General features: G+C 69.6%; 12 protein-coding genes. 10 read left to right on the forward strand and 2 right to left on the reverse strand.

Going from position 1 to position 12,074, the window contains the following annotated elements; genetic code table 11:
• Window position 1 precedes the first annotated feature (1 nt).
• The 3 genes from SK224_RS14450 to SK224_RS14460 are packed head-to-tail and all read left to right on the forward strand — an operon-like array spanning window position 2 to window position 2,935.
• Window positions 2-664, forward strand: coding sequence for a response regulator transcription factor (locus SK224_RS14450; RefSeq protein ID WP_320435355.1), 663 nt, complete (start codon window positions 2-4; stop codon window positions 662-664).
• Window positions 654-1,892 carry a sensor histidine kinase gene (locus tag SK224_RS14455; protein WP_320435356.1) on the forward strand — a complete coding sequence of 413 codons (1,239 nt, stop codon included), beginning with the start codon at window positions 654-656 and terminating at the stop codon, window positions 1,890-1,892. Before SK224_RS14450 ends, SK224_RS14455 begins: the two co-directional genes overlap by 11 nt.
• On the forward strand, window positions 1,871-2,935 hold the full coding sequence (locus SK224_RS14460) for a hypothetical protein (protein ID WP_320435357.1): 1,065 nt from the start codon (window positions 1,871-1,873) through the stop codon (window positions 2,933-2,935). The genes SK224_RS14455 and SK224_RS14460 overlap by 22 nt, the downstream gene beginning before the upstream one ends.
• A 316-nt stretch (window positions 2,936-3,251) precedes the next feature.
• On the opposite strand, the gene SK224_RS14465 is transcribed toward SK224_RS14460, so the two are convergent.
• Both SK224_RS14465 and SK224_RS14470 read right to left on the reverse strand, forming a co-directional pair.
• A complete protein-coding gene (locus SK224_RS14465) occupies window positions 3,252-3,479 on the reverse strand; it encodes an acyl-CoA carboxylase epsilon subunit (RefSeq protein ID WP_320435358.1) in 228 nt (75 codons plus the stop codon).
• Entirely contained in the window at window positions 3,476-5,065 is a 1,590-nt protein-coding gene (locus tag SK224_RS14470; RefSeq protein ID WP_413816794.1) for an acyl-CoA carboxylase subunit beta, read from the reverse strand. The genes SK224_RS14465 and SK224_RS14470 overlap by 4 nt, the downstream gene beginning before the upstream one ends.
• A gap of 159 nt (window positions 5,066-5,224) precedes the next feature.
• Here SK224_RS14470 and SK224_RS14475 point away from each other — a divergent pair, with 159 nt between their 5' ends.
• From SK224_RS14475 to SK224_RS14505, 7 genes are all read left to right on the forward strand, one after another.
• Window positions 5,225-6,019, forward strand: a complete 795-nt coding sequence (locus tag SK224_RS14475) for a biotin--[acetyl-CoA-carboxylase] ligase (protein WP_320435360.1) — start codon at window positions 5,225-5,227, stop codon at window positions 6,017-6,019.
• Between the two features lie 71 nt (window positions 6,020-6,090).
• Entirely contained in the window at window positions 6,091-6,648 is a 558-nt protein-coding gene (locus SK224_RS14480; protein ID WP_320435361.1) for a PH domain-containing protein, read from the forward strand.
• Between the two features lie 74 nt (window positions 6,649-6,722).
• Entirely contained in the window at window positions 6,723-7,859 is a 1,137-nt protein-coding gene (locus tag SK224_RS14485) for a 5-(carboxyamino)imidazole ribonucleotide synthase (RefSeq protein ID WP_320435362.1), read from the forward strand.
• Window positions 7,860-7,967: 108 nt separating this feature from the next.
• The gene (gene purE, locus SK224_RS14490; protein ID WP_320435648.1) at window positions 7,968-8,435 is read left to right on the forward strand and encodes a 5-(carboxyamino)imidazole ribonucleotide mutase; all 468 of its coding nucleotides are present in this window, start codon (window positions 7,968-7,970) and stop codon (window positions 8,433-8,435) included.
• Window positions 8,432-9,907, forward strand: coding sequence for an LCP family protein (locus tag SK224_RS14495; RefSeq protein ID WP_320435363.1), 1,476 nt, complete (start codon window positions 8,432-8,434; stop codon window positions 9,905-9,907). The genes purE and SK224_RS14495 overlap by 4 nt, the downstream gene beginning before the upstream one ends.
• 60 nt (window positions 9,908-9,967) lie before the next feature.
• Complete coding sequence (locus SK224_RS14500; protein ID WP_320435364.1) at window positions 9,968-11,074, forward strand: glycosyltransferase; 1,107 nt, start codon at window positions 9,968-9,970, stop codon at window positions 11,072-11,074.
• A gap of 22 nt (window positions 11,075-11,096) precedes the next feature.
• Complete coding sequence (locus SK224_RS14505; protein WP_320435365.1) at window positions 11,097-12,023, forward strand: glycosyltransferase family A protein; 927 nt, start codon at window positions 11,097-11,099, stop codon at window positions 12,021-12,023.
• Window positions 12,024-12,074: the final 51 nt, after the last annotated feature.

Below are 12,074 nucleotides of genomic sequence, written 5' to 3' on the forward strand. Positions count from 1 at the left end.
CATGACGCGCGTCGCCTTCATCGACGACCACGAGTCGGTGCGGCTCGGGGTCGAGGCCGCCTGCGCGCGGACCGGCACGACCGACGTCGTCTACTCCGGGGCATCCGTCACCTCCTACCTCGCGTGGCGTACGGACGGAGGCGAGCAGGCCGACGTCGTGGTGCTGGATCTCACGCTCGGCGACGGCACCACCGTCACCGAGAACGTCAGCCGATTGACGGGCGACGGATCGGCGGTGATCATCTACAGCGTCGCCGATCGGCCCGCATCCGTGCGCGAGGCCCTGCTCGCGGGAGCTGCCGGCGTCATCAGCAAAGCCTCGCCCATCTCGGATGTCGTCGGAGCGATCGCGACGGTGGCCAGGGGAGACGTGCTGAACACCGTCGAGTGGGCCAGCGCGATCGAAGGAGACCGTGCTTTCGCCGATGCCCAGCTCTCGACGCGTGAACGCGAGGTGCTGAAGCTGTATGCCGCGGGACTCCCGCTGAAGATCGTGGCCGATCGCCTGGGCATCGCCTTCTCGACGGCAAAGGAGAACATCACGCGCATCCGCGTGAAGTACGTCGAGGTGGGCAGACCCGCTCCCACCAAGGTCGACCTGCTGCGGCGCGCGCTGGAGGACGGACTGCTCACAGAGCAGTCGGTGGGAGCCCATGACCGATAGCCGACCGTTACGGGTCCTGCGCGAAGAGCTCGAGAGCACCGGTATCCCCGGCATCGCCTCGTTCACACGTGAGCGGGTCGAGCGCGTCATGGCGGTGTCGGTCGCCCTCGCCTTCGGCGCGCTCGGTGCGCAGGCCTTCTTCGCGGCACTGGGCGCGCGGGACGTACGGGCGGGGTGGGAGCTCGCCCTCATGCTCGTGGTCTTCGTTCCGTTCGTGGTCATGGAGGTCACGTTCTTCAGCGGCCGCTTCACGCTTTTCGGCGGACGTTTCTTCGTCGTCGCCTACACGGCGTCGCTCGCGGTCTGGCCGTGGGCCACGGCCGGGTCGGAGACAGCGATCACGTATCAGCCGTGGATCTACTTCCTGGTGACCGTCGCCACCGTCGCGAGCGTCATCGTCTTCCCGCGGCCCGTTCACGTCGCGATCACCGTGCTCCTGCCGCTCGCGTACGGACTCGTCCGGATGATCGAGCTGCGCTTCGTGGCCGATGCGTGGATCGCGGTGTCGTTGGACACCTCCTTCTCCCTCATCCTGGGGAGCGTCCTGATGATGCTGGCGTGGACGTTTCGCACCGCCTCCTCCACGATCGACGAACGGCGCCTGCGCGCCGTGAGCTCATACGCGCAGGCCGCCGCGGTCAACGCCACGGAGCGCGAACGCGTCGCGGTGGCGGCGCTCATGCACGACAGCGTGCTGGCGGCGCTGCTGGCCGCGGAACGTGCCGAGACGCCGCGTGAGAGCGATCTGGCGGTCTCGATGGCCCGCGAGGCGCTGACCCGGCTGGCCAACACCGATCGGGATGTCGGTGAAGGCAGCGACGCGCCCGTGCCGGTGGAGGCGATCGTTGCCGACATCCGGCGGACGATCGATGACGCGCGGTGCCCGGCCGAGTTCGTCGTCGAGGTCGACCCCGATACCCCCGAGGTGCCCGGTCGGGTGGCGCGGGCGCTGGCGCTGGCGGCAGCCCAAGCCATCTCCAACGCGGTGGAGCACGCCGCGGGGGCGGGGCTCGTGGTGCGCGTGAGCGGCAGCGTGGAGCCTGGCCGTGTGGTGATCGTCGTCGCAGACAGTGGCCCCGGCTTCGACATCGACGACGTCCCCGCTGATCGGCTCGGGATCCGCGCCTCCATCCTGGCGCGCGTGAGCGCGTTCGGCGGGAGTGCCGAGGTGGTCTCGTCCAAGGACGGAACCCGGGTGACGATGACATGGCGGGCGGTCGACTCGTGATCAGCATCCGCTTCGTCGTCATGATGCTCGGTGTCGCCTTCACCGGCTTCCTCGTCGCCCGCGCCTCGTGGGTCACCGGTCCCGTCCGCGAGCCTCTGCTGCTGTGGGCCGCGCTGATCCTCTTCCTCGTCGTCGCGTGGCTCTGCATCTTCTGGGGGATGACCTCGGGACTGCGCACGCGCAGCCAGGAGATCACCGTCGCACGGGGCACCGACCGGCTGCCCATGTGGCTGTGCGTGGCGGCGCTGCTGGTTTCGATGGTGCTGCCGCCGCTGATCTCCGTGGCGATCCCGCCCGCGGCTCGCACCGAGCAGTACGCCACGTGGTACATCGGAGGCCTGGGCGCGCTGATGACGATCCTCGTCATCCGCCGCAGGCCGTGGGCGGCGTGGAGCGGCACCGCGGTGCTCGCCGGGTGGTCGATGGTTCTCCTGGGGCCGATTCCCGCGCTCGGTCTCGGATTGGTCGGCTCGGTGGTCTGGGTCACCGGAGCCCACTTCTTCACGTTCGCCCTGGACCGCGCCGCGCGCGACACCGAAAGGCTCGGCGAGCTGCAGCGCACCGCATTGGCCGTGCAGGCGGCGCAGGGGTCCCAGCAGCGGGAGCGGCGCATCCAGGTGCAGCGCGCACTCGCGGTGGCCGGTCCGGTACTGGCGCGCACGATCGCGACGGGTGGACGCCTCTCGGAGGACGAGCGCACAGACGCGCGTATCGCCGAGGGCCGCCTCCGCGATGAACTGCGTGGACCGCGTCTTCTGGACGCGGACGTGCGCGAAGCACTGGACGCGGCGCGCCGACGCGGTGCCATGGTCACGATGTTCGACGAGGGCGGTCTCGACGGGCTCGCCGAAGAGCAGCTGCACGTCATCCGTGCCGAACTCGCCCAGACACTGCGCGCGGCGCGATCCGAACGCCTCTACATCCGAACGTCACCCGACGAGCGGGTCGCCGTCACCGTGGTCGGGCGCGCCTCGTCGACACTCGGTCTGTCCGACGAGGACAGTGTCGATCTCTGGCGCGAGATCGAGCACCCGGTCGGCTGAGTCCTGCGCTCCTGTGACCGGCGGTGCATCTGCACCGTCAGAAGGACCTGCACCGTCAGAAGGACCTGCACCGTCAGAAGGACCTGCACCGTCAAAAGGAAAGGAGACGAGGGGCGGCGAATCGCTCGCCCCTCGTCTCCGGGCGAGTGGTTACCCGAAAACCACCCGCAAGATCGAACCCGGTTGGTGCACCCTGACGGTCAACGGGCCGATCGAACGCGAAGATGCGTTCCAGCTCCTCCAGTATGCGAACGGGGTGTGGGCAGTGTCTGTAGGTACTTTGGGGGACACCTGCGTCGGCGCCCTCCGGCGCGCTTCAGCCGCTGTATCCGCCCCATCCGGCCTCACGCCGGAGCGGCTGTCGGAGCCCGCGCTGCGACAGCGACCACGCGGAGCGTCGCACGGGCTCCGCGGCCACTGCGCTCTCCTCCTCCTGCCGGTAGGCGGAGGCGACCACCGCGATCGCCGCGGCGAGTTCCACGTCGTCCGGATTCCCCCTGCGCACGTCGATCCGCAGCGCTTCGCCGGCTTCCTCGAGGGTCATAGCGGGATGTTCCCGTGCTTCTTCGGCGGCAGGCTGGCGCGCTTGCCGCGCAGAGAGCGCAGCGCCTTCGCGATGGCGACGCGGGTCTGCGCGGGTTCGATGATCCCGTCCAGCTCGCCGCGCTCGGCCGCGAGGAAGGGGGATGCCACGTTGTAGGTGTACTCGTTCGCAAGCCGCGCGCGCACCGCAGCGACGTCCTCGCCGGCCTCCTCGGCGCGCTTGATCTCGCCGCGGTAGAGGATGTTCACGGCTCCCTGCCCGCCCATGACGGCGATCTCCGCAGTCGGCCAGGCCAGGTTGATGTCGGCGCCCAGTTGCTTGGAGCCCATCACGATGTAGGCGCCTCCGTAGGCCTTGCGCAGGATCACGGTGACGAGCGGGACCGTCGCCTCGGCGTAGGCGTAGAGCAGCTTCGCCCCGCGGCGGATGACGCCCGTCCACTCCTGGTCGGTACCGGGCAGGTATCCCGGCACGTCGACGAGCGTCACGATCGGGATGGAGAACGCGTCGCAGAACCGGACGAAGCGGCTGGCCTTCTCTCCCGCGTCGATGTTGAGCGTGCCCGCCATCTGCGAGGGCTGGTTGGCGATGACGCCGACCGTGCGGCCCTCGACGCGACCGAAGCCGATCACGATGTTCGGGGCGAAGAGGGGCTGGACCTCGAGGAACTCCCCGTCGTCCACCACGTGCTCGATGACCTGGTGGATGTCGTAGGGCTGATTCGGCGAGTCGGGGATCACCGCGTTGAGTGCGCGGTCCGCATCCGTCGTCTCGAACTCGAAGACGCCCTCGTAACCCGGGATCTCCGACATGTTGTTGTCGGGGAGGAAGCCGATCAGGGTGCGGGCGTAGTCGATCGCGTCGTCCTCGTCCTCGGCGAGGTAATGCGCGACGCCGGAGCGGGTGTTGTGCGTGAGGGCGCCGCCGAGCTCCTCCATCCCGACGTCCTCACCCGTGACGGTCTTGATGACATCGGGGCCGGTGACGAACATCTGGCTCGTCTTGTCCACCATGATGACGAAGTCGGTGAGCGCGGGGGAGTACACCGCCCCACCGGCCGCAGGGCCCATGATGAGCGAGATCTGGGGGATCACACCGGACGCCGCGGTGTTCAGGCGGAAGATCTCGCCGTACTTGCCGAGCGCCACCACGCCCTCCTGGATGCGGGCGCCGCCCGAGTCGAGGATGCCGATGCAGGGGCAGCCCGCGCGGAGCGCGAACTCCATGATCTTGATGATCTTGTCGCCGGCGACCTCGCCGAGCGAGCCGCCGAAGGTGGAGAAGTCCTGCGCGTACACGGCGACCGTGCGGCCGTGGATGGTGCCGGTGCCGATGACGACCGAGTCGCCGTACGGGCGCGAGCGCTCCATGCCGAAGGCCGTCGTGCGGTGACGCACGTACTCGTCCATCTCCACGAAACTGCCGTGATCGACCAGCAGCTCGATGCGCTCGCGCGCCGTGAGCTTGTCCTTCGCGTGCTGTTTCGTCTGGGCGTTCCTCTCGGCGTCGACGACCGCTTCCTGGTAGCGCTGGCGCAGGTCGGCGATCTTGCCTGCGGTGGTCGAGAGGTCGAGGCTGTCCGTCACGCGTTCCACCCTATCGGCGCCGCCTCCCGTGGCGTTGGAGGGTGTCGACAGGTGTGTGCGGCATCCGCTGTCGTCTGTCTCAGATGCTGTTGTCAGGAACACCGAGCTCCGACTGTCAACGGGGGAGCGCGACCGGCGGCCGCGAGTAGGGTGTGGCCCATGCCGATCCCCGCCGATGGATATCCGCTCGCCGCCGCCGTCAGTCCTCGGGTGCAGGTCGTGGAGACGACGGACTCGACGAACGAGGATGCGGTCGCCGCCGTCCTTGCGGACGACGCCGGGTGGCCGCATCTGTCCGTACTGGTGACGACCGATCAGCGCAGAGGTCGCGGCAGGTTGGACCGGAGCTGGGTGACGCCTGCCGGCACGGCGCTCGCCTCCTCCGTCGTGGTGCGCGTGGGCGCTCTGCCCGCCCATGCGCGGGGGTGGATCCCGCTCATCGCGGGTGTTGCGATGTCGCGCGCGATCGCCGCGCAGCTGCGCGGCATCCCCCAGGCGGTGGGACTCAAGTGGCCGAACGATGTGCTCGTGGAGGGGCAGAAGATCTGCGGCATCCTGGCAGAGGCGGTGCCCGGCGAGTTCGACGCGGTCGTGGTGGGCGCGGGGGTCAACACGCGGATGCCGCGAGTAGACCTGCCCGTGGCGACGGCGGTCTCCTTCGCTGCTCTCGGGCAGGAGGCGGACGAGGACAGGTTGCTCGCCGACTACCTGAGCGGTCTCGACGACCTGCTCACTGCGCTCATCGATGCCGACGGCGACGCGATCGCAGCGGGGGTCCAGTCCGCTGTCGAGAGCGTGTGCACGACGCTCGGTAGCGACGTCGCGGTGTCGCTGCCCGACGGCACGGTGTTGGAAGGTCGCGCCGAGCGCATCGACGCGGAGGGGCGACTGGTGGTGTCCACCGGCGGTGCGGAGGTGTCGGTGGCGGCAGGAGACGTCACGCACGTCCGGTAGGCGCCGCGCCCGTCGCAGGGTGGCGGGCGTGTGAGCGGCGCGTGCGCGACGCCGCAGGGCACAATGGGAGAGTGACGCAGCCGACCGGATTCGGGGTCCGCCCGCCGACACCCGCACCCGGTGTCGCGGCGCCGGAACGCCGTATCGTGCGCACCCGCAGGCACGCCCGCAGGCTCTTCTGGTGCGCGCTCGTGCTCATCGGCGTCGCCGGAGCGGTCGGTTACTTCCTCGGGAACCTCCCGGCGCCGTTCGAGGACTGGATGCTGCTGCTCGCCGCAGGGCTCGTCGTCATGATGCTCGTGGTGGTGCCGTTTCTCGCCTGGCTCTCGCACACCTACACGGTCACGACGCGTCGTGTCATCGAGCGTTCTGGAGCATTCGGGCGCCGCTCCCGCGAACTCAGCCATGTCCGCGGCTATCGCATCACGGTGCGCAGAGGCCCGCTGCAGCGGCTCTGGCGCACCGGGACCTTGATCCTCGACGACGGCGTGGAGCAGCCGCTCGTCATCCGCCGCATCCCGCAGGTGCAGTTGGTGCACGAGGTACTGGTCGACCAGGTCGAAGTCAATCAGATCCTCGCTCATCGCGACGCGCAGCCGCTTCCTGCGCAGCCTGGCGCCCCCGCCTGATCCGCCGCCGTCCTCGCAACGCCCGCGGCGGGCGCCGGCGTGAGGAAGAATAGTCAGCGTCCGGAAGGGGAATCATGGCGGTGCGCGTGGGAGTCGTGGGCGGCGGACAGCTTGCCCGGATGATGATCGCTCCGGCGGCGGAGCTCGGGCTCGAGATCCGCGTGCTGGCCGAGTCCGAGGGGATGAGCGCGGCGCTCGCCGCGACGGCGGTGGGCGACTACCGCGACCTCGAGACGGTGCGCGCCTTCGCCCGCGACGTGGATGTACTGACCTTCGATCACGAGCACGTGCCGCAGGACGTGTTGCGCGCGCTCGTCGCCGACGGTATCGCCGTGCACCCCGGCCCCGACGCGTTGCGGTTCGCGCAGGACAAGCTCGACATGCGCGAGCGACTGACCCAGCTCGGCATGCCCCAGCCCGATTGGGCGCGCGTGGAGAACATCGACCAGTTGCAGGAGTTCCTCGACGACCACGGTCGTCGCGCCGTGGTGAAGACGCCCCGCGGCGGTTACGACGGCAAGGGGGTGCGTGTCGTTTCGGCGGCGACCGAGGCGCAGGACTGGTTCACGGCGCTCGCGGAGGATGCCAGAGGGGGAGCTCTGCTGGTCGAGGAGCTCGTCGACTTCCGCCGCGAGCTGGCGCAGCAGGTTGCGCGGCGTCCCTCCGGCGACATCGTCGCGTACCCGGTGGTCGAGACGGTCCAGCGCGACGGTGTGTGCGCCGAGGTCGTGGCCCCCGCGCCCGGAGCGCAGGGCCGGCTGGCTGCGGAGGCCGAGCGCATCGGCGTCGCGATCGCGGACGGCCTCGGAGTCACGGGAATGCTGGCGGTGGAGCTGTTCGAGACCACCGATGAGCGACTGCTCGTCAACGAGCTCGCCATGCGGCCGCACAACAGCGGTCACTGGAGCCAGGACGGCGCGGTCACGAGCCAGTTCGAGCAGCACCTGCGCGCCGTGCTCGATCTCCCTTTGGGCGCCGCGGGTGCGCGCGCGCCGTGGTCGGTCATGATCAACATCCTGGGCGGACCCGCCGAGGGGACGCTGGAGAACCGCTTCGGCGCGGCGATGTCCGCGCATCCGGCCGCGAAGGTGCACACCTACGGCAAGGCCCCGCGTCCCGGTCGCAAGGTCGGGCACGTGAACGTCGCCGGCGACGACCTCGACGACGTGGTCTACGAGGCGCGGGCCGCCGCCGCGCACTTCCTGGACTGACGACTCCGACCTCGCGCGCCGTTGCGGTGATCTTCCAGTGATGCCGCCTAGCCTTGACGGGTGACCCGGCCGCTGCATTCCTCCGAGGCGCCCTTGGTCGGCGTCGTCATGGGCTCCGACTCCGACTGGCGCGTGATGAACGAGGCTTCGGCCGCTCTCACCGAGTTCGGCATCCCGCACGAGGTCGAGGTCGTCTCGGCGCACCGTACTCCCGAGAAGCTGCACCGCTACGGCGTCGAGGCGAGATCCCGCGGCCTGCGGGTGATCATCGCCGGCGCGGGCGGAGCGGCGCATCTGCCGGGAATGCTCGCTTCCGTCACGCCTCTCCCGGTCATCGGGGTCCCTGTCCCGCTCGCGACGTTGGACGGGCTGGATTCGCTGCTCAGCATCGTGCAGATGCCCGCCGGCATCCCGGTCGCGACCGTCTCGATCGGCGGGGCACGCAACGCCGGAATCCTCGCGGCGCGGATCCTCGGTGCATCGGATCCCGGTATCGCCGATCGGCTCGAGGCGTACGCACGCGAGCTGGAGCAGATCGTCGAGCAGAAGAATCAGCGGCTGAAGGATTCGTTGTGAGCGCAGTGAGCCCCCCGCGCCCCGGCCAGCGACAGGTGGCCGCGCCGGTGGTGAACCCCTACCCGCTGCGATATCCCGACAGCTCGTCACGGACCGTGATGACGCGACGCGCGTGGTGGCTCGTCGTGCTGAACTTCCTGGTGCCGGGCTCCGCTCAGGCGCTGGCGGGCAACCGTCGTCTGGGGCGGTTCGGCCTCGGCGCCACCCTGCTGCTGTGGGCGCTCGCGCTCGTCTGCGCGGTGATCGCGCTGGTCGATCTCGGTACCTTCGTCGACCTCGCCACGGGGGCCTGGGTTCCGGGCTGGCTCGCTCTGTTGCGGCCGGTGCCGATGCTCATCGTGCAGGGCGCCCTGTTCCTCTACGCCGGCCTGTGGATCGTGCTGACGATCGACACGCTCCGTCTCGTCCGCCTCGTCAAGGTCAAGCCGTGGGCGCGGTTGGCCACTTCCATCGTCGCCATCGGCGCACTCGTGCTGTCCAGTGCGGGGGCGGTGTGGGCATCGAACTCGGTCGGTGCCGCACGTGACGCCCTCGGCGCGGTCTTCACGCAGACCGGGCCGGCCGTGGAGCCCGTCGACGGTTACTACAACATCCTCCTGCTCGGCGCAGACAGCGGCGAGGGCCGCGACTCCATGCGTTTCGACAGCATCTCGGTCGTCTCGATCAATGCGGAGACCGGCGCGACCACGATCTTCGGAATCCCGCGCGATATGCCGAACTTCCCGTTCGCCCCGGGGCCGATGCAGGACAAGTACCCCAACGGCCACGAGTCGCACCCCAGCCCCACCTGCGGGTGGGGCAGCGGCATCAACCAGCTGCGCACCGAGGTCGAGGTCTGCCAGGACGGCAACTCGATCTATCCGGATGCGGTCGCCAACGGCTCCGAGCCCGGGGTCGAGGCGACGAAGGATGCCGCGGAAGGAATCCTCGGCATCCAGATCCCGTTCTACGCGTTCATCGATATGGATGGTTTCGCCGCTCTGATCGATGCGCTGGGCGGAGTCGACATCAACGTGACCGAGCGCCTGCCGAAGGGTGGCGGACCCGCCTACGAGGGTCAGAGCGCAGAGGAGTGGGCGATCGGGTGGATCGAGCCCGGTGAGCAGCACATGGACGGCGACACCGCCCAGTGGTACGCCCGGTCGCGCTACACGACGAACGACTGGGACCGCATGCTGCGTCAGCGTCAGCTGCAGGAGGCGATTCTCGCGCAGTTCACGCCGGGCAACGTTCTCAGTCGATTCCAGGACGTCGCGGCGGCGGGCACGCACCTGGTCAAGACAGATGTCCCGCAGACCATGCTCGGTTACTTCGTCGAGCTCGCCATCAAGGCCAAGGAGCAGACGGTCACCTCGATCGAGCTGACCCCTCAGGGCGGTATCGACGATCGCCATCCCGATTACGACAAGGTGCATCAGATCGTGCAGGAGGCGCTCTACCCGCCGACGCCCTCCCCGACCCCGGAAGGCTGAGAGCATACCGGCGCGGCGACCTCCCAGAAGCGGGCACGAATGGATGGGTAGTCTCGAAGGATGACCGTCACGCTCCGTCTCGTGCTCGACCAGTTGGTCGATGTCGTGGACCCGGATGCTGCCGAAGCCGCGCGGGAGATCGCCGCAGCTCTCGTGAAGACCGCGCCGCGCGGGTGCGCCGTGGGTGCGATCGTACCGGCCGGCGCCGAGAGCGCCGCGGCCGATATCGCCGGCCTGGCAGATGTCTGGCGCGCGCCTCTCGCGCGGCCCGCTTTGACCGCTTCCTGGCAACTCGGGATCGCACCCGGGATCGGCGGAGGGCTCATCCATGCGCCGGGACCTCTCGCGCCGCTGGTGCGTCACGATCGCGTCAACGACAACGATCAGACCGTCGTGACGCTGTGGGAGCTGTGCGCGTGGGAGGTGCCGGGCGACCTGCCACGAACGACGGTCGCCGCGCAGCGCGCATTCATGCGACGCGCTGAGAAGTTCGCCGACGCGGTCGTCGTCCCCACGCACGCGCTCGCAGCCAAGCTTGCGCAGGTCGCGCCGCGCCTCGCCGGGCGCGTCCGTGTCATCCCCGGGGCCGCGCCGCAGGGGTTCGCCGTCCCTTCGGATGCGGTGGGCCGGCGCCGTGAACTCGGCCTCGCGGATGACGTCATCGTCGTCGCGGGCTCGCGGTGCGACGACGCCGCCTTCGCCGCAGCCTTCTCGGCGATCGGCTCCCGGGGATGCGACCGCAGCGTCGTGGTGCTCGACGCAGCGGCTGAGGACAAGGATCGCGTCCGGGATCTCGCCTCGGCAGCGGGACTTCCGCCCGAGCGGGTCAGCGTCCATGCCCATCTGAGCGCTCCCGACCGGGCGGCCGTGCTGGACGCTGCGAGCGCACTGGTCTCTCCGTCTGCGCTCAGCGCCTTCCCGTGGCGCGCGGTGGAGGCGCTGACATTGGGCGTACCGGTCGTGGCGATGGCCTCCGCAGTGCATGAAGAGGTGCTCCTCGACGGTGCGCTGATCGCACCCGTGGAGTCGCTCTCAGATGCTCTCGGGCAGGTCCTCGCTTCAGAGGAGAGCCGGAAGCGCTACGCGGTTCGCGCCGCGGACCGCGGCCGTGCTTTCTCCTGGCGTGATCACGCCGAGCGAGTCTGGGCCCTTCACTCGGAGCTGTAGCGGCGCTGGATAGGCTGAGGACGTGAATCCGCGCGTCGCCGTCATCGTCCGCACGAAGGACCGTCCGGAGTTCCTCGCCCGTGCGCTCGCCGATATCGCGTCGCAGACGTATCGCGAGGCTGAGATCGTGGTCGTGAACGACCAGGGAGATGCTCGCCCTGTCGCCGACACCGTGGCTGCCTCGGCGGTGGCTGAGCGCGTCCGCGTGGTGGAGACCGTGGCCCCCGGTGGGAGGTGCGCCGCGGCGAATCTCGGTCTTCGCAGCACGGACGCGGAGTTCGTCGTCCTCCATGACGACGACGATCGGTGGGCGTCGACGTTCCTCGAGCGCACGGTCGCGCACCTCGACGTGCACCCGTCGGATGCGGGAGTGATGACCGCGACGGAGATCGTCTACGAGCGCCGGGAGGGCACGCGCTGGGTCGAGTGCGGACGCGAGCCGTTCTGGCGGGGGATGACCGCAGTCACCTTCTCCAGCCTCCTGGAGGTGAATCGGGCCGTGCCGATCTCCTTCCTCTACCGCCGCGCGCTGCACGACGAAGTGGGCTACTACGACGAGTCTCTCGAGACGGTCGAGGACTGGGAGTTCTATCTGCGGGTCACGGCGGCGCATCCCGTCGGATTCCTGGCCGGGGAGCCGCTCGCGTTCTGGACCCAGCGACCGGGCACCGTGGGCGCCGATGCCAACAGCATGTTCGAGCTGTCCGGCGCGCATGCGCGCGACGACGCGGCCGTGCGCGATGCCGCATTGCGGGAGTGGGTGGCGCGCAACGGTGCCGGGCTGCCGCTGTACCTCGCAGCGATGGAGCGGCGTCTTCGCGAGGAGTTCGCGCGCGAGCTCGAAGCTCAGCTTGCGCGTCAACGGGAAGAGATCGTCGCGGCGGTCTACGATCGGCACCCGTTGTGGCGACGGCTGCGCCGGCTGCGCCGCGGGCCTGCGGGACGTTGAGGATGCCCGTGCAAGGGCTGCGTCGCATCGTGCGGGCGCTTCGGGAGGTGC

The sequence above is a fragment of the Microbacterium sp. BG28 genome (assembly GCF_034044005.1).
Classification (GTDB): domain Bacteria; phylum Actinomycetota; class Actinomycetes; order Actinomycetales; family Microbacteriaceae; genus Microbacterium.